This window comes from Bradyrhizobium sp. Pa8, assembly GCF_052588265.1.
In genome coordinates this window covers 1,385,573-1,407,310 of record NZ_CP176767.1, presented here as the reverse complement: position 1 = coordinate 1,407,310, position 21,738 = coordinate 1,385,573, and the positions used below count along the sequence as shown (strand labels likewise).

Annotated in this window: 16 protein-coding genes and 7 pseudogenes; 11 read left to right on the top strand and 12 right to left on the bottom strand. The window is 64.3% G+C overall.

What is annotated here, in order from left to right; translation table 11 throughout:
* Nucleotides 1–159 precede the first annotated feature (159 nt).
* Nucleotides 160–231, top strand: a pseudogene (locus tag ACKWRH_RS06450) (hypothetical protein); the annotation flags it as partial.
* 56 nt (nucleotides 232–287) lie between these two features.
* Here ACKWRH_RS06450 and ACKWRH_RS06445 read toward each other — a convergent pair.
* Nucleotides 288–621 (bottom strand): annotated as a pseudogene (locus ACKWRH_RS06445) (D-alanine--D-alanine ligase family protein); the annotation flags it as partial.
* 414 nt (nucleotides 622–1,035) lie between these two features.
* Here ACKWRH_RS06445 and ACKWRH_RS06440 point away from each other — a divergent pair.
* From ACKWRH_RS06440 to ACKWRH_RS06405, 8 genes and pseudogenes are all read left to right on the top strand, one after another.
* Nucleotides 1,036–2,286: a sarcosine oxidase subunit beta family protein gene (locus ACKWRH_RS06440; protein ID WP_445219786.1), complete on the top strand. Its 1,251-nt coding sequence runs from the start codon at nucleotides 1,036–1,038 to the stop codon at nucleotides 2,284–2,286.
* A gap of 24 nt (nucleotides 2,287–2,310) precedes the next feature.
* Entirely contained in the window at nucleotides 2,311–2,583 is a 273-nt protein-coding gene (locus tag ACKWRH_RS06435) for a sarcosine oxidase subunit delta (RefSeq protein WP_445219785.1), read from the top strand.
* A complete protein-coding gene (locus ACKWRH_RS06430) occupies nucleotides 2,580–5,549 on the top strand; it encodes a sarcosine oxidase subunit alpha family protein (RefSeq protein WP_445219784.1) in 2,970 nt (989 codons plus the stop codon). Before ACKWRH_RS06435 ends, ACKWRH_RS06430 begins: the two co-directional genes overlap by 4 nt.
* 4 nt (nucleotides 5,550–5,553) lie before the next feature.
* Nucleotides 5,554–6,087, top strand: coding sequence for a sarcosine oxidase subunit gamma family protein (locus ACKWRH_RS06425; RefSeq protein ID WP_445219783.1), 534 nt, complete (start codon nucleotides 5,554–5,556; stop codon nucleotides 6,085–6,087).
* Between the two features lie 45 nt (nucleotides 6,088–6,132).
* Nucleotides 6,133–6,339: pseudogene (locus tag ACKWRH_RS06420) on the top strand (ACT domain-containing protein); the annotation flags it as partial.
* Between the two features lie 169 nt (nucleotides 6,340–6,508).
* On the top strand, nucleotides 6,509–6,709 hold the full coding sequence (locus ACKWRH_RS06415) for a WGR domain-containing protein (protein ID WP_445219782.1): 201 nt from the start codon (nucleotides 6,509–6,511) through the stop codon (nucleotides 6,707–6,709).
* A 73-nt stretch (nucleotides 6,710–6,782) separates the two neighbouring features.
* On the top strand, nucleotides 6,783–6,944 hold the full coding sequence (locus tag ACKWRH_RS06410) for a hypothetical protein (RefSeq protein WP_445219781.1): 162 nt from the start codon (nucleotides 6,783–6,785) through the stop codon (nucleotides 6,942–6,944).
* Nucleotides 6,945–6,946: 2 nt separating this feature from the next.
* Nucleotides 6,947–7,131 (top strand): annotated as a pseudogene (locus ACKWRH_RS06405) (IS1595 family transposase); the annotation flags it as partial.
* 85 nt (nucleotides 7,132–7,216) lie between these two features.
* On the opposite strand, the pseudogene ACKWRH_RS06400 reads toward ACKWRH_RS06405, so the two are convergent.
* The 10 genes and pseudogenes from ACKWRH_RS06400 to ACKWRH_RS06355 all read right to left on the bottom strand — a co-directional run.
* Nucleotides 7,217–7,356, bottom strand: a pseudogene (locus tag ACKWRH_RS06400) (transposase); the annotation flags it as partial.
* Nucleotide 7,357: 1 nt separating this feature from the next.
* Nucleotides 7,358–8,397 (bottom strand): annotated as a pseudogene (gene fni, locus ACKWRH_RS06395) (type 2 isopentenyl-diphosphate Delta-isomerase).
* An 85-nt stretch (nucleotides 8,398–8,482) separates the two neighbouring features.
* Nucleotides 8,483–9,385: a terpene synthase family protein gene (locus tag ACKWRH_RS06390; RefSeq protein WP_445219780.1), complete on the bottom strand. Its 903-nt coding sequence runs from the start codon at nucleotides 9,383–9,385 to the stop codon at nucleotides 8,483–8,485.
* Entirely contained in the window at nucleotides 9,382–10,932 is a 1,551-nt protein-coding gene (locus tag ACKWRH_RS06385) for a hypothetical protein (protein ID WP_445219779.1), read from the bottom strand. The genes ACKWRH_RS06390 and ACKWRH_RS06385 overlap by 4 nt, the downstream gene beginning before the upstream one ends.
* A 295-nt stretch (nucleotides 10,933–11,227) precedes the next feature.
* On the bottom strand, nucleotides 11,228–12,235 hold the full coding sequence (locus ACKWRH_RS06380; protein ID WP_445219778.1) for a polyprenyl synthetase family protein: 1,008 nt from the start codon (nucleotides 12,233–12,235) through the stop codon (nucleotides 11,228–11,230).
* Nucleotides 12,236–12,331: 96 nt separating this feature from the next.
* Nucleotides 12,332–13,675: a cytochrome P450 gene (locus ACKWRH_RS06375; RefSeq protein WP_445219777.1), complete on the bottom strand. Its 1,344-nt coding sequence runs from the start codon at nucleotides 13,673–13,675 to the stop codon at nucleotides 12,332–12,334.
* Complete coding sequence (locus ACKWRH_RS06370; protein ID WP_445219776.1) at nucleotides 13,675–14,520, bottom strand: SDR family oxidoreductase; 846 nt, start codon at nucleotides 14,518–14,520, stop codon at nucleotides 13,675–13,677. Before ACKWRH_RS06370 ends, ACKWRH_RS06375 begins: the two co-directional genes overlap by 1 nt.
* A complete protein-coding gene (locus tag ACKWRH_RS06365) occupies nucleotides 14,507–14,815 on the bottom strand; it encodes a ferredoxin (protein WP_445219775.1) in 309 nt (102 codons plus the stop codon). Before ACKWRH_RS06365 ends, ACKWRH_RS06370 begins: the two co-directional genes overlap by 14 nt.
* A 1-nt stretch (nucleotide 14,816) precedes the next feature.
* Nucleotides 14,817–16,106 carry a cytochrome P450 gene (locus tag ACKWRH_RS06360; RefSeq protein WP_445219774.1) on the bottom strand — a complete coding sequence of 430 codons (1,290 nt, stop codon included), beginning with the start codon at nucleotides 16,104–16,106 and terminating at the stop codon, nucleotides 14,817–14,819.
* 95 nt (nucleotides 16,107–16,201) lie between these two features.
* Nucleotides 16,202–17,404, bottom strand: a complete 1,203-nt coding sequence (locus ACKWRH_RS06355; protein WP_445219773.1) for a cytochrome P450 — start codon at nucleotides 17,402–17,404, stop codon at nucleotides 16,202–16,204.
* Between the two features lie 872 nt (nucleotides 17,405–18,276).
* Between ACKWRH_RS06355 and ACKWRH_RS06350 the strand changes: the two are divergent.
* Nucleotides 18,277–18,633: pseudogene (locus ACKWRH_RS06350) on the top strand (Crp/Fnr family transcriptional regulator); the annotation flags it as partial.
* Between the two features lies 1 nt (nucleotide 18,634).
* Here ACKWRH_RS06350 and ACKWRH_RS06345 read toward each other — a convergent pair.
* A complete protein-coding gene (locus ACKWRH_RS06345; protein WP_445219772.1) occupies nucleotides 18,635–19,291 on the bottom strand; it encodes a HEAT repeat domain-containing protein in 657 nt (218 codons plus the stop codon).
* 349 nt (nucleotides 19,292–19,640) lie between these two features.
* On the opposite strand from ACKWRH_RS06345, the gene ACKWRH_RS06340 reads away from it, so the two are divergent.
* Nucleotides 19,641–21,344 (top strand): carbon-nitrogen hydrolase family protein, encoded by a 1,704-nt coding sequence (locus tag ACKWRH_RS06340; RefSeq protein ID WP_445219771.1) that lies wholly within the window; start codon nucleotides 19,641–19,643, stop codon nucleotides 21,342–21,344.
* Nucleotides 21,345–21,738 lie beyond the last annotated feature (394 nt).

Below are 21,738 nucleotides of genomic sequence, written 5' to 3'. Positions count from 1 at the left end.
GTAAGACCCCCGCAAGCAGGCGATGGCCGAGGCCCCCTCGGCACAGCGGCGCAGCAGCGGCGACCGCCACGCTCCGACGTATTCGCGCGAGCTCGCTAAAAACCACGTGGTCAGCAGAGGCTTTGAAGGGACACAAGACGAGGGACAACGGCGATTAGCATGCGAGCAGCCGATGATGGCCCCGTAATCGTACAGGCCCGGGAGAATGATCCCCGCGTCACGAGCCTCGGCAAATGGCTGCGCAACTGCTCGATCGACGAACTGCCGCAGCTCATGAATGTACTCAGAGTCGCCCCCACTCTCATTGCCGCAACGCATCACGCGAAAGTTCGGTGTCGGCACGCCTCGATCGCGCATCAGCGTTTTGGTGATCACCTTGTCCGACGCAAGCCCATTCCCGAGCGGTCCCGCACCGGTGTAGGGCACTCCAGCCGACTCGAGCATGGACGGAACATGAGACAACCGGCACTCGCCCTGAATCCCGTTCGCCAAATTGAAGACAAATCCGGAGGGGCGGCCTTGCGGATCCGGTGGCATAAACCGCTCGAGCGTGGCGAGCAGTCCCTTATTGCCTTCGCATAGCAGCGTTTCGTGACCGCCGTCCTGTAGTGCAGTTACTATCCTATTGCCGCAAATCGCGCTGCCACGCGATTTGATCTCCGCCGCCTTGCCTCCTGTTTTGGCCGAGTTGCTGGTTCGGTAGCGGTGCGCTGTTGGAACTTGCGTTGCTGTTGTCGTGCGCAGTGCTCGTGAGTCTGGTCTTGCTGCGCAGCCAACGTCAACTTAGCGGTCGCGGCAGCACTGAGGCCCGACGTGCAGAGCCGCCATGGTCATAACCAAGACGAGCCGCGCCCGCCGCCGTTCTCGGCATTCTCGGCCGGGCGCACGAGCAGGGAAGCTGGACGACTGAGAACAGACGATGCTCCGGGACTCGCGAGGGCCGGATTATTTGCCCTTAATAGAGCATGAGGTCATGCTGGCTTGCGTCCCTTCGTCGGATGACTATGTCTCTCGGAACGAGGTGGAAAATACACCATGCGCTACTCAGCCTTCTCCATTTTCCTGAATGGCCTTCGCGGCAACACGGCATGGAGGCCTGCATGGCGCGAGCCGAAACCCAAACCGCACTATGACGTGATCATCGTCGGAGGTGGCGGGCACGGTCTCGCGACCGCCTACTATCTCGCCAAGGAATTCGGAATCCGCGACGTCGCGGTCCTGGAAAAGAGTTACGTCGGTTCGGGCAATGTCGGCCGCAACACGACGATCATTCGCTCGAATTACCTGCTGCCCGGCAATAACCCGTTCTACGAGCTTTCCATGCAACTGTGGGAAGGGCTGGAGCAGGACTTCAACTTCAACGCCATGGTCTCGCAGCGCGGCGTGTTGAACCTCTTCCATTCCGATGCCCAGCGCGACGCCTGCACGCGGCGTGGCAATGCCATGCGGCTGAACGGCGTCGATGCAGACCTGCTGGACCGGACGCAGGTAAGGAAGATGCTTCCCTTCCTCGACTTCGACAACGCTCGTTTCCCGGTTCAGGGCGGCCTTATTCAGCGACGTGGCGGCACGGTGCGCCATGACGGCGTCGCGTGGGGCTATGCCCGCGGCGCCGACGCAATGGGTGTCGACATTATTCAGGAATGCGAGGTGACCGGCATCCGCCGCGAAAATGGCAGGGTGACCGGCGTCGAGACTTCCAAGGGACTTATCGGCTGCGGCAAACTCGCCGTTGCCGTGGCCGGCAATTCCTCCCAAGTGGCCGCGATGGCGGACATGAAACTGCCGATCGAAAGCCACGTGCTCCAGGCCTTCGTGTCGGAAGGCCTGAAGCCCTTCATCGATTGCGTCGTCACCTTCGGCGCCGGCCATTTCTACGTCTCTCAGTCCGATAAGGGCGGCCTCGTCTTCGGTGGCGACATCGACGGTTACAACTCGTATGCCCAGCGCGGCAATCTCGCCAGCGTCGAACACGTCATCGAAGCCGGCAAAGCGATGATCCCCTCTCTCTCGCGAGTCCGCGTGCTGCGTTCGTGGGGCGGCATCATGGACATGAGCATGGACGGTACGCCGATCATCGACCGTACCCATATCGACAATCTCTACCTCAATGCCGGCTGGTGCTACGGCGGTTTCAAAGCGACACCCGGCTCCGGCTTCTGCTTCGCCCACCTCATCGCCAGAAACGAACCGCATGCCGTGACGCGCGAAATGCGTCTCGACCGGTTCGAGCGCGGTTATCTCGTCGACGAGAATGGCCAGGGCGCCCAACCGAATTTGCACTGATTTCGGGAAAGCAAGGACACCGAAATGGCGAGCCTCATCCCCTGCCCACATTGCGGTCTGAGACCCAAGGAAGAATTCACTGTGAAGGGCGCGGCACTCGCTCGTCCCGCTGCAGACGCCGGTCGGGAAGTTTGGTTCGACTATGTTTATCTACGTGACAATCCGCGGGGCCGGTACGACGAACATTGGCACCACACTTCCGGTTGCCGCCGCTGGCTGGTGGTGACGCGCGACACCGCGACGCATGAGATTGAAGGCGCGCGCGACACCGCTGCTCGTAAGGAGACGGCGCAATGACGTCCTATCGGCTTGACAAGGGCGGTCTGATCGATCGCTCGAAGCCCTTGTCTTTCGCTTTCGACGGCAAGCGTATGACCGGTTTTGAAGGCGACAGCCTTGCTTCGGCCCTGCTCGCCAATGGCCAGATGCTGATGGGCCGTTCCTTCAAGTATCACCGGCCGCGCGGCGTGCTATCAGCCGGCGCCTCCGAGCCGAACGCGCTGATGACGATTGGCCACGGCGGACGAACGGAACCGAATACCCGGGCCACGATGCAGGAGCTCTATGAGGGTCTCGTGGCGGAGAGTCAGAACCGCTGGCCCTCGCTGGATTTCGATATCGGCTCGCTGAACGGTCTGTTGTCACCCTTCCTTTCCGCCGGCTTCTACTACAAGACTTTTATGTGGCCGGCCGGCCTTTGGGAAAAGCTCTATGAGCCCTTCATCCGCCGGGCAGCCGGTCTCGGTAAGGCCACCTACGAATCCGATCCTGACCGCTATGAAAAGTGCTGGGCTCACTGCGACCTGCTGATTGTAGGCGGCGGCGCCACGGGCGTTGCCGCTGCACTGACTGCCGGCCGTGCGGGCGCTCGCGTCATCCTCGTCGACGAGAATGCGATGCTCGGCGGTGGACTTCTTTCCGAAACCGCGACGATCGGCGGCGCGTCCGCAGTCGAATTTGCCGGCCGAGCGGTTGCGGAGCTCGGAAGCCTTCCCAATGTACAGCTCCTCTCGCGCACCACGGCCTTTGGCTGGTATGACAGCAACGTCTTTGGCGCCGTCGAGCGAGTCCAGAAGCACGTTTCCGATCCGCGCGCCGCGGTGCCGGTCGAGCGGCTCTGGCGCGTTGTGGCAAAGCAAGCCATTCTCGCCACCGGCGCGGAGGAGCGACCACTCGTCTTCGGCGGCAATGACATTCCTGGCGTGATGATGGCGGGCGCCATGCGCGCCTATCTCAACCGCTACGGTGTTGCACCCGGCAGGTCGGTAGCGATCTTCACCACCAATGACAGCGGCTATGCGCTGGCTCGCGACCTCGAAAAGGCGGGCGTGCGGCTTGCTGCTATCATCGACAGCCGACCGACAGGCGCAGCAGCAGGCGTGTATCAGGGTTCAGCCCGCATGATACGTGGTGGCGTCGTATCCGATGCCGAAGGCGGCAAGGCGCTTTCCGCGATCACTGTCTTCAAGGATGGACGGACAGAAAAGCTTTCGGTTGATGCCCTCGCGATGTCCGGCGGTTTCGGCCCGGTCATCCAGCTCGCCTACCACCGTGGCGGCAGGCCGCAATGGTCAGATCCCGATGCCGCCTTCGTGGCAGCGGAGGATCACAAGGGACTTTCGCTGGCCGGAGCGGCCGCGACGGCGAGCGGCCTCGCCGCCTGCCTGAAGGCCGGTGCAGCAAAGGCGGCGGCACTGTTGCGCAAGCTGGAGATAAAGGCAGAGGAAAGCGCCTTCGGCCTCGTCGAGGGCGATATCGTCGCGCCCCCGACCACGCCGCTCTGGACCATTCCCGGCGTCAAGGGCAGGGCCTTCGTCGATTTCCAGAACGACGTTCACCGCAAGGACATTGGTCTTGTGGTTCGTGAAGGCTATGGCCACGTCGAACTCGCCAAGCGCTATACTACCAACGGTATGGCGACGGACCAGGGCAAATTGTCCAACGTCAACGCCATCGGACTTCTGGCCGAGGCACGCGGCGTTTCGCCCGGCGAGGTCGGCACCACGACCTTCCGCCCCTTCTACACCCCGGTTTCCTTCGGCGCACTCGCCGGCACCTCGCACGGCAAGCACTTCCAGCCAGTGCGCAAGTCCCCGCTGCACGACTGGGCGGTGAAGAACGGCGCGACCTTTGTGGAGACGGGCCTATGGTATCGTTCTGCCTGGTTTCCACTCGCCGACGAAAAGAACTGGCGCGAAAGCGTCGACCGCGAGGTGAAGAACGTCCGGATCAATGCCGGCCTTTGCGATGTCTCGATGCTTGGCAAGATCGAGATTACCGGAAAGGGCGCCGCGGAATTCCTTGATCGCGTTTATTGCAACGCCTTCAAGAAACTGCCCGTCGGCAAGGCCCGCTACGGTTTGATGCTGCGCGAAGACGGCATCATCTACGACGACGGCACCGCCAGCCGCCTCGAGGACGACCGCTTCTTCATGACGACTACCACCGCTTACGCGGCAGGGGTCATCAACCACCTGGAATTCTGCTCTCAGGCCCTGTGGCCGGAGCTTGATGTGCGACTTGCCTCGGTGACCGATCAGTGGGCGCAGATGGCAATCGCTGGGCCGAAATCGCGCCTGATCCTGCAAAAGATAGTCGATGAGGATCTTTCCAACGAAGCGTTCCCCTTCCTGGCCGCTAAGGAAGTCTCGCTGTTTGGCGGCAAGCTTTCGGGCCGGCTTTTGCGCATTTCCTTCTCCGGCGAGCTCGCCTACGAACTGGCCGTTCCCGCTGGCTACGGCGAGGCAGTGGCTGATGCGCTGATGGAAGCCGGCAAGGCGCATGGAATCTGCGCATACGGGGTCGAGACCCAGTCGGTGCTACGCATTGAGAAGGGCCACGTCACCCATAACGAGATCAACGGCACGGTTGTGCCGGTCGATCTCGGCTTCGGAAAGATGGCTTCGGTCACGAAGGCGAACTTCATTGGCAAGCGGTTGCTCGAACGCGAGGGACTCAACGATCCGAACCGACATCAACTCGTCGGCATTGTGCCGCTCGACCCCAGCACGTCGTTCCGCAGCGGCGCGCACATTCTGGAAAAGGGTGCGGCGGCAACGCTCGAGAACGACCAGGGCTATGTAAGCTCCAGCTGCTATTCACCGCATGTCGGATCAATCATTGGCCTGGCGCTCGTCAGGCGCGGCTCCTCACGCCATGGCGAGGAAGTGATGGTATGGAACGGTTTGGGCAACGAATACACCACCGCACACCTCTGCCATCCGACGTTCGTCGATCCCGTCAACGAAAAGCTGAAGGGCTGACCCGATGTCCGCATTCGCGATCGAACACCGCGCTGCGCTCGCCGGCAAAGCCCCCCTGATCTCGACTGGCGTAACCGTCAGTGCTCTTCCCGAAGGCCATGTGCTGCATCTGCTTTCTCCAAGTGCAGATGGTGATGTTTCGCGTATCATCTCTGCTGTGTTCAGATGCGACGCGCTTGCAAAAAGGCGTGTGTCACCCGGCCAATGGTTCGTCGTCGGCGACGAGCAGTTGTCGCCAGCCGCTCTTGCCGACATCGTGCAAAAGCTGAAGCCGTATGCTGATGTCGTCGACCAGAGCCACGGCCGCATTCGAATAGCCATCGCCGGCGCAAAAGCAACGTCGGTCTTGGCCAAGGGGACCGCCGTAGATCTTGCTTTGAACGCCTTCCCGGTCGCCCATGCGACGACGACGCTGATCGGCCACATCGCGGCGCACATCACCCGTGTCTCGGAAGACGGATTCGAGCTGGTGGTGCTGCGAGGATTTGCGGAAAGCCTTTGGGATGAGCTCGCCGACCTGAGCGCGGAATTTCGCTGAGTTCAAATCGAAGGACAAACGCTGGCCGCTTTCACAACCAGCTTGCTGAAGTCTTTTGCAGGAGTAGATACGAAGAGCAACCTTGTCTTGACTGTGAAATGCAAGTCGACACGCGGAATTGTAGCCGCGATTTCGACTTACTTGGCGGAGAATGGTTGCAACATCGTTGCTAGCTCGCAGTTCGACGATTGCGACACCGATATGTTTTTCATGCGGGTCAGCTTCATCTCTGAAGAAGGCGTTAAGCATGCCGGATCGCGGCATCCGTGGTGCAGCCGATGTACGAAGAGAATGAATCGTTCAGCCCTGATCGATTCAAAGAAAGCATTGGACCTCACTTCCGCAGGAAGCGAGAATCCACGCATGCTGAACCCCAAGCAAAAGGCCGCTTTGCCTTCGCCGCATCGACGCCACCCGCAACATGCGGCGATTTTACCTGCTTTCGATCCAGCCGACTTTATTCGGCGGGATCTCGCTGATCCGCAACTGGGGCCGAATTGGCACGAGCGACCAGGTGATGATCCAAACCTTCGACGACAGCGCCGAAGCTGGCGAAGCATTCGGACGGCTGGAGAGCGCCAAGTGCAGGCGCGGATACGCCTCAGCTGAGGAGAAAGTCTGAGGTTTCGTCAGTTTTCCGGGGATTTCCGGCCTACCTCAAGACCGGCATCGCGACCGAACTGCTCGATTCGGAGTTGGTCCGGTTCGATCTGGACCGGATCGCCGCGGCCCAGAACCCCGAACGCGAGCTCCAGTTCCAGTTCCTCGGTCTGCAGACGCTCTACCACCGCGATCTCCTGCACGTCCGCGGCAAGCCCGTTGTCGAGATGACCACGATCACCACCAACACGGTGTAAGGCTACTACAGAGCGGCATGAAGGGCGTCTATCAGCACTGCGCTGAGAAGCGCTTTCACCGTTACCTTTCAGAATTGACTTCCGCTACGGAAACCGCGTTGCGCTCGGCATCGAGGACGGGGAACGTGCGGACCTTGCCATCAGAGGCGCAGCTGGCAAGCGTCTGACGTACCGTCAAACTAACTGAGCGAGATCTATCACGGCTAGCGCCGCGCTTTGCTCGCTGGGCCTAGGCACCGGTCTTGTCGACGTGGGCTGCCTGCTGTGCAATGAAGCGCCCCGGGAACCTGCGCGATCAGCGTGTGCGAGATCTCCACCCCGTACAGATCCACCAGTGCCGACTCGATGTCGCGCGTGGTCATGCCCCGCCATACAGCGCCAGAATCTTCTCCTCCATTCCCGCCAGCCGCACATCAACCGGCGGGCAGATGCGCCGAGGGCAACAAGCGCGCCTGACGCAACGCCGCCAGATCAGCCGAGCCGGTGCAGAAGCAGGCGACGGCCAACTGGCGGATGACGATCTCGAAATGCGCGACAACCGCCTCGGTGGACACCGTCGCCGCGCGTAGCACGCCGGCAGCCTGCCCGGCGATGTCCGCGCCCAGGCGGATGGCCTTGCCCACGTCGACGCCGTCGCGGATCCCGCCCGATGCGATCAACTTCACCGTTGGCAGCGCCCGACGTACCGCCTGCACGCTGGCCGGGGTCGGGATCCCCCAATCGGCCAACGCCATCGCCACTGCACGGTTGGCGACATCGCGGGCGCTCTCGCCCTCCACCGCGGCCCAACTGGTGCCGCCGGCGCCGGCGACATCGATCACCGCCACGCCCGCCTCGACGAGCGCACAGGCCACCGAGGGGGACAGGCCCGACCCCACTTCCACGATCGCCACGCCCACGCTGCGCGCGGCGCGAGCGATCTGCGCCAGGACGCCGCGCCAGTCGCGATCGCCCTCCGGCTGTACCGCTTCCTGCAGCGGATTGAGATGGACGATGAGTCCATCGGCCTCCAGCGCATCCACCGCCCGGCGCGCCAGGTCCAGGCCGTCGGCCTCGCGCAGTTGCGCGGCGCCGATATTGGCCAGCAAGGGAATTGTCTGGGGCCAGGCGGCGCAGCGCGCGCGTCAGCCCCTGAGAGTTGCGGGATTGCAGGCTCACGCGCTGCGAACCGACGCACATGGCGATCCCCAAGGCTTGCGCTGCCTCGCTCAGATGCCGGTTGATGGCCCTCGGCGCGTGGCATGCCGCCGGTCATGGAGCTGATCAGAGCAGCGGCGCGCGCATGGTCCTGCCGATCAGCGAGGCGCGCAGGTCGATCTGCGTCAGGTCCAACTCGGGCAATGCGCAGTGTTCGAACCGGATGTACTCCCAGCCGACGGCGACCGTGGCCGGCGCCATTCGCCGATCCAATCAGATGGTCGTCCTTGCGCCGGCTCAGGGCGGTGTCGCTCATGCTCGCTCCATCCGTCGCATCGGGCGACGGCGTTGCGTCGGATCGGACCGACGGCAGCGCGCGCACGCCGCCGCCTCCCGCGCGTTCAGGCCGGCGCACGCTGGCCTCCTACCGCAGCGTCGCTGCGGTAGCGGCTGGTCGAGGTCTGGTAGTACTGCGCGAGGATGGCCGCCATGGCCTCGATCAACGGTCCCCACGGCGCGGGAAAGCGTTCTTCCGCCATCACCCGGTGCAGCATGCGCGTATGGCCGGCCAGCTCGTCGTTGAGGAACTCCACCACAGGCATAGCCGGATAGCGCTGCAGCAGCAGGATCGCCGCGTTGTCGGCCTCGCCGGCCGACCTGTCCTTGTCGCGTCCATGCAGATCGTTCTGCAGGCGCCCTATCGTGGAGATGAGCCGCAGGACCTGGCGAAACGCCGGACGCGCGCGCAAGGTCGCCATGTCCAGCCCCCACAGCAACGACAGGCAACAGAACACGTTCGCGTAGGCGATCGAATCGATGCCGTTGTGCAGGTACTCGGCGTAGGACCAGCGTTCTGCCCCTGCAGCCTGCGCGTGTCCGGCGCGCAGCGCCGCGCAGTAGCACCGGGTATCGTCGAGAAGCTGAGCATAGTCGCGACGATCGTAGGCGAGCGCGGCCAGCGAAGCGCGCAGCACAGCGCAGCCCTCGAATCCGGGGAGCGCGCACGGCACGCCCTGCCCCAGCGCCCGCTCCACCGCGGCGAGCTGCTCCGGCGCGATCAGGCCAAGGTCGTTGCAATCATCGAGCCAGAACAGCAGCGCCAGTTCGCGATAGAACGCCACGATCAGCGTTTCGTCCTGCGGATCGCGGCCGGTGCGGGCGCTGGTGTCGCGCAGGCTCCGGTAGATGCGCTGCAGGATGTACTGGCCGCCCCTGACGGCTTCGACGGCATGTTCGTCGGCGAACCCGGTCAGGGAACGCCCCCACTCCAGCACCTGCTGCAGCGCGCGTTCGGTCTGGATCATGGCGCCGCTCCTGCTCCCTCGACCAGGACGCGCCGCCCCCAACGAAGCGCCAGCCACAACCCGGCGAGTTCGGCCACGCGCACGACCCGGGTGGGGCAATATAGTTCCTTGCCGATCCACAGCGGCGTCTGCGGCAATGCATGCGCCGCATGGCGGGCGAGCATCCACTCCAGCGCACGCGCCACCGCCTGCGCGATGCGCCGGCGCCCTGACTGCTCTTCGCTCCCGTCCATCACGTGCAACGCGAACAGCGCGTAGGTGGTTTCCTCGAATGTGGACGCGCGACCGGCGCCCCAGCCGCCGTCGTCGCGCTGCGCCTGCAGCAGCGCCGCCAGCGCGCGCTCGTCGCGCCATTGGGGCTTGCCTTGCGCCAGCGCAGCGACCGCATGCGCGGTGGGATACAGCCACGAAACGTGCCATTTTTCGTTGCCCCATAGACCGTGGGGGTTGCGATTGGCCTCGACGTAGGCGCTGGTGCTGGCGGCGGGCTTTCCCAACAGTCGCAACGCATGCAGAGCATGGATGTTGGTCGACACCGAGGCATTGCGCTCGCCGGGGAAGGTGACGAACAACTCGCCGATTTCGAAATGGCGCAACGCATTGACCGTCGGGGCGCGGCCTGCAAGGCACAGGACGCACAACGCTACGGCGGTGTCGTCCGCATCAGCCGCAAACTGCACGGCCGGACCCAAACCGCGCACGCTCAGGCGGGCATCGAGCTGCGCGACGATCACGCGCACCGCCTCGGCGAGCGCGGGATGCGCGAACAGCCCGGCCAGATGCAGGGTGTACAACGACCAGCATGGCTCGAACACATTGATCGGCCAGACGTTGGGAACGACACCTTCGATGCCGCTGCGCGTCGCCCGCGAAGCCGCCTGCAGATACGCCTCGGCGCGCCCGACCTGCGGCGTACTCCCCTGTGTCACGGCCTGCGCACGCCACGCGGCGGTGGCCGCCGGACTGATGCCAATGCTGCCGTCGTCATCCGGGCATGCGGTGGTCGGCGACGTTCCCCAAGCTTCCCAGGAGTGCAGTAACGGATGGCCGCTCGGCAACGTCGCCACCGCCCCCAGCTTGACCATGCACGCTTGCCGTAACGGCAACAGCGCCGGGTGTCGCGGAAACGCCACACCGCCCAGCAAGGATGCAGCCTCGCCGCAAAGCTGGGGCAGGATCAGCTCCGCGCCGATCGGCGCGTCTTCCGGAACCGCATGGGCGTAGGGATCGGGCTGGCATTGGAGGAACCGGGTTGCAGCCTGCACTGCGTCGGCAGCGCCGGGAAAAGGACCGGCACGCTGCAATGCCAGCAACGCTGCCCACGTGGGCGCATGGCGGAACAGCGGGAAGTCTGCGCTTCCCCATCCGCCATCGGCCTGTTGCTGCGCGATGAGCCAGGCGTATGCGTCCTGCCGACCGGTGACGTTGCCGTGGAACTGCAGAGCGCGCGCCGTGTCGTAGACAGACGGACCGACGCTGCCGCCATCGCCCATCTCGCCCAGCATGCGGCGCAATTCGGAAAGGATCTGTTCGGACAGCGCGTTCACGCGGGATGTTCCTTTTGCAGAGGTGACGAAGCAGGATCGCGCGGACGCCGCGCGCCTCGCCGCAGGCTGGTTGCGGCTAGCCGCGTGGGTAGCGCCGGACGGCCGCCTTGCTCCGGCGCGGTGACGCGCGCCGATGCTGTCGTCGCTCCGGCGCATAGACTTGCGCGCAGCGCACCGCGGCCGTGCCAGGCAACCGCTGCAATCTTCGCCGCGGACTTGGACACAGCGCAGCACGCACCGCTGCCGCCGGCCGATCGCAGCGAAACAGGGGCGACTCCATCAAAGACGGGCGCGCTCATGCGCATGGCGCGTGCTTGAACAGATAGGCCTTGGCCCGCTGCAGGATCTGCGCCAACCGTTCCGCTCGCGGCCCCAGCGGGGCGATGGCCTCCCCGGCGTCGCGCAACAGATCCAGCACGAACTGGCGCGCTCCCTGCAGCCCCATGATCGAAGCGCAGGTCAGCTTCTGCGCCGCCGCGTCCTTGCCGGGGGTCTTGCCCAACGTCGCTTTATCCGCTGTCACGTCTAAAATGTCGTCGACCACCTGCAAGGCCAGGCCGAAACAGGCGCTGTAGCGATCGAGCGCAGAGTACAGCTCAGCGTGCGCACCATCCTCCGCGATGGCGCATAACGCGCCCATGCGAACGGACGCGCGGACTAGCGCTCCGCTCTTCATCCGGTGCACCGCCAAGATCCTGTCCAGCTCGACGTGCTTTCCAACCAGCGACAAATCCATGGCCTGCCCGCCTGCGGCACCCTCGGTGGACACCGCCTGCGCCAGTTCGCGCACGAGCGCGATACGATTGTCGCCCCGCGCATCCAGGCTCGCCAGGGTCAGGAAGGCGTGCGCCTGCAGCGCATCGCCGACCAAGATCGCTGTGGCTTCGCCGAACTTGACGTGCACGGTCGGAAGGCCGCGGCGAAGCACGTCGTTGTCCATCGCGGGGAGATCGTCATGGACCAGGGTACAGGCGTGCATCATCTCGATGGCGGCGCCGACGCCGTCGAGCATGTGCGCCGGCGTGTCGGCCAGCGCGCCGGCAGCCAGACAGAGCAAGGCGCGGGTGCGCTTCCCGCCATGCAAGGTGGCGTAGCGCATCGCCGCCATGAGCTCGGTCTCACCATCGTCTTCGGCCCACAGAAGACGCGCCAGCGCCTGTTCGACCCGCTTCGCGCCATCCTGCATCCAGATCTCCGGCAACAGCCTCCCGGATGCGCCGCCCGCCTGCGCGCCCGATCCGCCAAGCGGGGAAAGGCCAGTTTGATCGTCGTGTAGCGTGGAAACAGCCTGCATGTTGTTCATGTCCTTGTACGTGACAGGAGATGGCCGCGGCTAACGGTGGGCCGCCGCAATGTTGCCGGCGTTGCTGTCACGCCAGCAGGCGTATGCGATGCTAGCTCATGAGAATCCGATGCGGATTTTCATGGAGGGCTGTGCTGTCGGGTAATAGCGGCGGCCTTTTTCGACGCCGCTCAGCAACCGCGGCCGCACCCCGGCCTTGTGCATGGTCAGCGCCAAGGCGATGCTGAACTGCACCAATTCCAGCCATACCAAGTGGTAGCCGATGCAGACGTGTGGGCCGCTGCCGAACTGCAGCATGTCCACCGGCCGGATCGGCCCCTTGCGTTGCAGCCACCGCGCCAGGCGGAACTGATCAGGCGCCTCGTGCAGCAGCGCCGAGGTCGAGAAATGCAGCAGCGGGATGCCCAGTCTGGTGCCCGCGGGAATGCGCCGCTGGCCGAGTTGTAATTCCTGCGTCGCTCGACGCGGTAAGAGCGAGGACGCCGGATGCATACGCAGCGTCTCGCGGAACAGCGCCTCGGCGACCGGACACTGCGCCAAGTCCGCGTGCCGGGTCGGCACCGCGCCCACGCGTCGCGCCTCCTCGACGAGGGCCTCCCACAGCTCAGGCTGCCGCGCCAGCTCGATCACCATCCAGGCCATCGTCGAGGCGGTGGTCTCGTGACCGGCAAGCAGCAACAAGCGGACGTTGGCAACCAGGACGTCATCGGAGAGCGCGTCTTCGCTGCGATCGAAGGCGCTCACCATGTCGTTGATCAACCCGGTGCGCGCGGCATGCGCGCGCGCGTCGCGGATGAACTGGCGCGACTGCGCGTCGATCCAGTCGCGAGCGGCGCGGCCGCGCCGCAAGGGCGTTCCGGGCAGGTCGACCGGGGGCGCGACGATCAGCTGCAGCAGTTGCCGGTACTTGCGATGCCACTCGGGCAGGTCTTGGGCTGGGATGCCCATGAGACTGAAGGTGAGCTTGAGCATCAGGTCGCCAGTTTCGGGCAGGATGGTCACGTTTCCGCGGTCGCGCCACGCCTGCACCCGAGCGCGGATGACGGGCTCGAACAGCTCGCCAATGCCGGCCTCGGTTAGCCCCCTGGGCAGGAACGCCGCCTTTATCCCATCGCGCGCCTGCCGGTGCGCGTTACCGTCCAAAGTGACCAAGGTTCCGCCAAGGATTTCGGGCGCGATCTCTTTGATCACTGTCGAGGACACGTCCTTGTGCCGGAGCAATGCGAGCGCATCCGGATCCAGGCAGGTCATCAGGTGTCCCGCACGGCCGAAGTCCAGCCAGAAATGGCTGCCCAGCGTCCGTTCCGCGCGCCTCAGCAGGCGCGGCAGGTCGTAGACGATGGCGGGAAGATGCCCGACCAGGGGAAAGGCGCCGGGCATGATCGGGATGTCGTACCGCAGTCGGTGCCGACGGTTCAGCGGGTTGAGCAGCATGTCCATCAGCAGCGCGGCGCCGCGGCCGCTTCGGCGTTGTCACCGGCATTCCGCGCGGCGCGGCTGTTGCCACCCTCGGCGTACGTCGGCACATGCGCCAGCATTCCGCCGTCGATGCAAACGACCTGGCCGGTGATGAACGCAGCATCGTCGGAGAGCAGGAAAGCCACCAGCGCGGCCACGTCCTCGGGGCGGCCGACGTGCGGCAGGAGCTGGTGCCGGCGCAGATGCCGTTGCATGCGCTGGTCCAGCTTGGCGAGGAGACGTTCGGTCATGATAAGACCCGGCGCAACCGCGTTGCAGCGGATCTGCGCGTGACCGTACTGGGTGGCGAGCGAGGCCGACAGCATGTTCATCGCGGCCTTCGACGCGGCGTAGGACGTCAGCCCGGTGTCACCGCTGAGCCCCTGGCACGAGGACATGTTGACGATCGCGCCACCGCCGCGGGCGATGATCCGTGGGATGGCCTGCCGGCAGCAGAGCAACGTGCCGCGCAGATTGGTCGCCATGGTCTGATCCCAGACCGCCAGGTCGAGGTCGAGGATCGCGCGGTCGCGCGGGGTCAGATGCATGGCGCTCGCGTTGTTCACCAGCAGGTCGACCCCGCCGAAGTGCCGCTCCGCCGCCTCGAACAGCGCTGCCACCGCCTGCGCATCGGCGATGTCCATGGTCAGCGCCAGCGCGTGGCCCGCTTCGGCCGCGATCTGAGCGGTGCAGGCGGTTGCCGCTGGGCCGTCAATGTCGGCCACCACCACTTTGCCGCCCCCGCGCGCGATGGCGAGGGCGCATGCCTTGCCGATGCCGGCGCCGGCGCCGGTCACCACAGCCACCTTGCCTTCAAACCTTCCCATCGTGTCCTCCTGGGTTGCGCTGGCCTTTCCCGGCATGCCGTTCGGTTTCTGCCGGAGAAGGCGCAGGGTCGGCGCTGGCGCGCTCGTCATCGCCGGCGTCGCTCTCAATGACCCGAATGGCGGCGACAGGGCACTGACTGGCCGCGCGCCGCACGGCGGCGTGCAGCCCTTGCGGGAGCGTCGCCACGCACACTTCGGCCACGCCGTCCGGCTCGCGCTGGCGAAAGGTGCCCGGCAGCGTCAGCACGCACTGCCCGGTGGTTCCGCACAGATCCGGGTCGACCACGACGCGCATCTCAGCCCCCTTGCCCATGCAGCTGCACCGGCAGCGCGCGGAATGTCCTAAGGAACGCCGAGGGCTCCCGGGTCGGCTGCTCGGCCAACGCAAGCGTGGGGAAGCGCGTCTCGATCCGCGGCAGGCTCTCGGCCAACTGCACCCGGGCCAGTTGCGCACCGAGGCAGAAGTGGATGCCGTGCCCGAAGCTCAGCATGATCTTCCCGTCCGTCGACATGCCAGGACTGGTGCCGTAGAACCGTGCGGGATCGAAGCGGTCTGGATCGGCGAAGGCGTCGGGGTCGCGATTGCCGGCCGCGATCAGCACGCGCACGTCTGCATTCTTCGGGATCACCACGCCGCCCAGTTCGATGTCGCGCTGCGCGATTCGCGGAATAGAGCTGAACATGGCGGGCGCGTCGCAGCGCAGGACTTCTTCGACGAATGCTTTTACCCCCATAGCGTCTCCCTGCAGCCAGTGCCGCTGATCGGGATACGCCAGCATCGCCAGGACCGCATGGTCGATGGTCGCAGCAGTGGTGGCGAAGCCGCCGAGCAGCATGCCCCACAGCATGCTGATCAACTCCGCATCCGACAGCGTGTCGGCATCGTCGTCATGTGCGCCGACTAGCATCGACACGATGTCGTGGCGGGGATCGGTGCGCTTGCGCTGTATGAGGTCGCCGAAGTAGGCCTGCACCCTGGCGCTGGCCGCGTCCGCCGCGGCGAGCTGGGGATCGCTGGCGTGCCGGCTCAGGCCTTCCAGAATGGCGCCGATGCCGGCGGCGAGCTCGAACATGTCGTCCTGGGGCATGCCGAACAGTTCGGCGAAGACCAGCATGGGCAAGGCCAGCGCGAATTCCCGATGCAGGTCCACCGCCTCCCCGCTCTCCAGCGCGGGCGCCATGCCGTCCAGGCGCGCTGCGACGATGCGCGCGATGCTCGGCCGCAGGTTGTCGATCTGGCGTATGGTGAAATCGCGCGAGATCAGCCGGCGCAGGCGCGTATGCGTCGGTGGGTCCTTCATCGCTAGCGTAGACGCCAGCAGATTGAGCGACAGGCTGGTCGCCGCACGCGGGAAATATCGCGCCAGTTCGCCCGGCGCCGGCCCTCGAAACGCATCGCCCGTGGCCTGGAGCGCCCAGTAGATGTCGGCGTGGCGGCTCAACAGAAAGAGGCCCGACGCCGCGCGATGCACCGGATCGTGCTCGCGCAACCACCGCATGAACGGGTACGGATCGTGGATGCACGATGGCGACGCCAGTTCGGCGAAGGCGTCCCGGTATGCTGGCGTGGTTTCTTGCACGTCCATCTTGGTTACCTGTTGGCTGGCTGATCTGATTGGCGCGCGCCAGGCCCGCCGGCAAAACTGCGGAGAAGATCGGAATCCCCGGCGGCGTCCGCGCATCACCAGAGCACCGGGAGCTCCTCGAACCCACCAGTGATGATCTCCTTGCGCAACTTCAGTTCATCCGGCGCCACGGCCAGGCGCAGCGCGGGAAAACGCTGGAAGATCGAACCGAACACCACCTTGAGCTCCAGCCTGGCCAGCGCCAAGCCGATGCAGTAGTGCGGCCCGTAGGAGAACGCCAGGTGCGGGTTTTCGTCGCGTCCGATGTCGAAGATCTCCGGGTCGTCGAAATGGCGCGGATCGAACGACGTCGCCGGCAGGCCGACCAGCACCTTGCTCTCCGCGGGAATATGGACGCCCGAGACGGTCACCTCGGTCCTCGGGTAGCGCATGATGCCGTCCCAGCCCGCGCCCGGCGGGTACATGCGCAGGATTTCATCCACCGCCTTGTCCACCAGCGATGGATCGCCGACCAGGCGCTCGCGCTGTTGCGGATGGCGGAACATGGCCAGCAGGCCGAATTCGATCTGCGCGACGGTGCTCTCGTGCCCCGCCACCAGCATGCCCGCCGCCAGGCCGATCGCCTCTTCCTCGGTCGCCTTGCCCTGGTCGACCGCCGCGAGCAGATCCGTCAGCAGGTTGTCGCCCGGATCCTGGCGCTTGTCCCGCATTTTGCCGCGAATGTAGGCGCGCAGTTCTCCCCAGGCCAGGCGCGACGCGCTGCGCGGGCCGCCTTCATGCTGGTGCGTCATCACCTCGTCGGACAGCCCGGCGAAAAACGCGTGATCCTCGTAGAGCACGCCCATCAGCGCGCTGATGACCATGGCCGGAAGCGGAAAGGAGAGGTGGCGCCGCAGGTCGGCGGGCTGCGGCTGGGCCGCCAGCGTGTCGAACAACTGCGCGGCGATCGCCTCGACCTGCTGCGCAAGCAGCTTCACCCTGGCGTTGCTGAAGGCCGGCGCCACGATCGCGCGTAACCGGGAATGCTCGCCCCCCTCGTGCGAGACCAGCCATCCCGGCGAACCGAGAATCACCGAATCCGGGGTGAATGCCACCGGCGGCATTCCCGCGGGCCGGAAAGCCGCGTCGGACAGCACCGCCTTGGCCTCATCGTAGCCTGTCACCCACCAGCCTTCGTGCCCGGACGGGAAGCGCACGCGGTGGATCGGACCGTTGGCGCGTAGCGCCAACATCTCAGGCGAGGGCTCGATGTGATCGACGCGCCACATCGGCAGCGTCGGCAAGGGTTGTTCGGACATGGTGGCACTTCACTCTCTAAGCGGAAGGTGACCGGCAGGCGCTGCGGGCAGCGAATGACGTAAGACGGCAGGTAGACGACGTCCTCCGCGGCGATGGTCAGCGCGAGATCCTCCAGCCGCACGAACAGCGCGGGGAAGGCGCATCGCAACTCCCGGCGCGCCAGCGCAGCGCCCAGGCAGAAATGCGGCCCCTGGCCGAACGACAGGTGCGGGTTGTGCCGCCGGGTGACATCGAACCTGTCGGCATCGCCCTAGATCGACTGACCGTAGGGATTGGTGAAGGAGGTTCGACCGTGCCCGCCGCCGACGTGTCCGCCAACATAGCCTCCGGACTAGTCCCACACCGCCGGTGGCAGTTTCACTCCGGGCAAGTTCTGCCGCTTTGGTTGCACCGCTCGCGACGAGCGCAATTGTGGTGGCTCCCAAAAGAAGAACTCTAGATCGCATCCAACACTTCCCTGCATTTTCTCGGTCCACAACCGAGCGGCAAGTCATTGCCACAGCAAACCGTCGGAACGGACCAGACGCGAACAGCGACGCGCGCCCTGTCCGTCCCGAAGACCGTCGCACCGCGATTGGTGATGATGCCGTGAACAGAGCAAATCGCGTGCCGAAGTGAATTCGCAGGCTCAGCAGGCACTTCGTAGCGGCGCGTAGTTGTCAGGTTTCTGGCATTGAGTCTCAATGCCGACAACCGGCGCAGCAAGTGCCCGACAAAGGCCTGCCGTCGCGCTGAATGTGCGGGGCAGCCCTTGCGCGATATTTCAAGCATCCGGATTGGCTGCAGCAGGTGTGGTTCGCCGGAAACCACTCCGATGTCGGCGGTAGCTATCATATGCCGACATCAAGCGCCACGCGCGCGCGTTTGAACATTGCAAAAGCTTCGGGTCGAAATGCCGGCCTTCGCGCTTGCACTGATCGATGGGCTAATCGCCAAGGGCAAATGCTATTCGTCCATGGCCCAGATGCTGGGAACCCGCTCGGTGATCGAACGGCTGGCGCAGTATCTCCTGAATCTGTCGCAGCTTTACGGCATTCCCGACGGCGATACGGTCATCATCAACCGCAAGGTCACCCACGATCAGATCGCAGCGATGGTCGGCTCCACGCGGCAATGGGTCACGATGATGCTGAAGCGCTTCGAGGCCAAGCGCATTATCGCGATCGACGGCAGTATCATCCGCATCAGGCGAGTCGATCTGCTCGAGCAGATCTTATTCAGGGATTGATTCAGCCGGCCCCGAGCCGTTCGAGCGCCCAGTTGACTGTCTTGCGAACGTCAGGATCCTCGTCGCGCGCCAGCGCAGCGAGCGCGTCCCGGGCGCAAGGATCGGCGATCTCGCCGAGCGCCGCAGCAGCGTCCTTGCGCAGCGAGGGAAGCGCGTCATCGAGAAAGGGGATGATCGAGCCGACCGCATCACGGATCCTCAGTTTTCCCAGGCTTTGCAGCGCCTTTTGCCGAACCTGCCAATAGCCATCATCGAGCGCACCAACCAGCGCTTTTGCCGCCGCGATCTGACCGATCCACCCCATCGCTTCGCTCGCGGCTTCCCTCACCCGCCAATCCGGATCCCGCAGGGCGTCGGCCCCGGCCTGGCACGCCGTTTCGTTCCTCGCGAACGACAACGCGTTGACCGCGGCGAGCCTGACATCCGCACTCTCGTCCCTGGTGGCGCCTATCAGTGACGGCAATGTCTCGATCAGCTTGAGATGGCCGATCACGCTGACCGCCTGAACGCGCACCGCCGCCTCATTGTCGCCGAGCGCGGCGACCGCCGGCCCAAGCGCTGCACCGACCTGCAGAGCCTTAAGGGCCCGGAAGATCGCAGCCCGCACGAACGCCGAGCGATGTCCCACGAGCGGCAGCAGCGCCTGGCGTTGCCTCAACGTAGTTGGCGGGCTCCTGAATTGGATCGCGGGCCGTCGCCATAAGCTGGTCGATCTCGATGAGCAGGTCGTTGAGCGGTACCTCCGACATCGAGGCGGGTGGCGACCGCCTATTTGCCGAATTTGTACGCTGCCGACCTTGGATCGATTCCGCTGCCTCTCGATGTGTCCTTAAAGGACCGGATCGACTGATCCGCCCATCGCTACTTCAAATCCTGCCAAAATGAGTCCGCGAGGGGACACGAGGCGAACTTCGGCACGCAAACTGCTCTGAGAAGCAGCGGCGTCCAGTCAGCAATCGCATACGCCGTCTCATCAAAAGTCGCTCTCGCGGCTAACGGAGCATCCCATGAAGTCCTATTTATATCGCGCTGCCTCCGTGCAGACGCTCGCCGAAGTCGGAAACGTCGAGGCGAATCTTAAAATCTGCGAGCACTATGTGAAACAGGCTGCCCTTCAGGGCGTACGTCTCATCGTCTTTCCCGAATGCATGAACGCCGGATATCTTTACGATTCAATCTCGCACGCTCGAAAGGTCGCGGAGCCAATCAGCGGGCGCTTTGTCAGCGGCCTTGCGAAACTCGCGCGCGAGAACGATATGTTCGTCGCCAGCGGCATCACGGAATGGGATCCGAAAGCGGAAAAGGTGTTCAACACCGGGATTCTGCTCGACAGACAAGGAGAGCTTGTGCTCCACTATCACAAGCAATTCCTGACGACGCACGACCAGAACTGGTTCGCGTTTGGCGAGCGCGGTTTCCCGGTCGTCGAGACTGAGCTCGGCCGCGTCGGGCTCATGATCTGCTTCGATGGCCGTATCCCAGAAATCCCGCGCTGCACGGCCCTAAGTGGGGCACAGGTGATCATCGACATGGCCAACTTCTTCCTGATCGATCAGGCTGAAATGTGGCGTCCTGCTCGCGCTTTCGAGAATGGCGTCTGGATATGTGCCGCTACGAAGGCAGGACAGGAGCGGTCGATCTACTATCCGGGCGGAAGCATGATTGTCGACCCCAGCGGCAATCTGCGCGCTAAGGTCGCCTGGGACACACACGGCATGGCCATCGGCGATATCGACCCGACGCTCGCTGACAACAAAGTCATGACTCTCGGTGCGGACAAGTTCGCAGACCGCCGGCCCGAAACCTATAAGATTCTGACGGCTGCGTACACAGACACCAAAGTCGCCGAAGTCAGCAAGCGGCCTATTGTTCCGGGCGAAATGACGTTCAACATGGCTGCGATCCAGAGCCATGTATCGGAATCTCAGCCCACGACCCTCGATCGCGTAGTGGAGCAAGTCGGGCATGCTGCAAGGTTCGGTGTCCAACTGATGGTGCTGCCAGAATATTTCGCATCGCCGAATTGGAGGATCGACCCGGCCGAGGCGAAGCGGCTGGCCGCGATAAACGGCCAGCTTCTGGAGACGTTCGGCGAACTCTGCAAGTCGGAAGAATGCGCAATCCTCGTGCCGAACGTCGAAGAGGAGAGTGGAAAGCTCTATTCGACGTCCTGCCTGATCGGACCGCACGGCAACGTGCTGATGTCCTACCGAAAGGTCCACCTTTTTGCGGATGAACGTGCCTGGGCGACTCCTGGTTCGGACTACCCCGTCATTGAAACGCAGTTCGGGCGCATCGGCATCATGATGGGATATGACGGGATGTTTCCCGAAACGGCCCGTTGCCTCGGAACCAACGGCGCCGATGTGATCCTGTGGCCATCTCGCTTGCAAGATCGCAAAGAGCGGACGTTGCTGGCCGTGCCCCGCGCAGTGGATAATCGATGCGCTGTCGTCCTCGCCAACCGCGTCGATGCGCCATTCGGCGGCGGCAGCATGGTGGCATTGCCCGCCCAGTTTCCGGTATGGGACGTTGATGTCGCGGTTCCGTGCTATCCGGATATGCACAAGGTCGTCCTGGAGGTCATCGAGATCGCCCATGCGCGTCAGAAGCATATGATGGCGAACGTTCATATGTTCGCCAAGCGTCAGCCCTTGACCTACGGCGCGCTCGTCGAGCCACATGGCATTAAGAACATCGCCGCGGATTAGCCGAACGCAGCGACGATGGCGGCGGGTCACCCGGCCGCGGCGCTACGTTCGCAACGTTGAGCCCATGGCGGGCCATCCTCCATCAACCATTCAATCGAACGGAGAGCGTACAGCACCCCTTACTCCCCTGCGGTCTCATCGAGGAAGAGCGGCAGTGGTGTGGCGAATAGTCCTTCGGTCGTGGCCGTGACGAGGCTTGGCAATCGAGCGGATGGTCGATCGGATATTTGCGATTTCATCATTCCTGAAGGCGGGAGGCACATCCATAACGGGTCTCCGTTGTCCGATCCGGACATAGCCCCGATCATGTCAGCTTGGAGCTCGTTTCTGATCGACGTAACAAATCAGCTCGCCGCCTTCCAGCGTTAAGAAGCCGCATGCTTGGCCTGAGTGA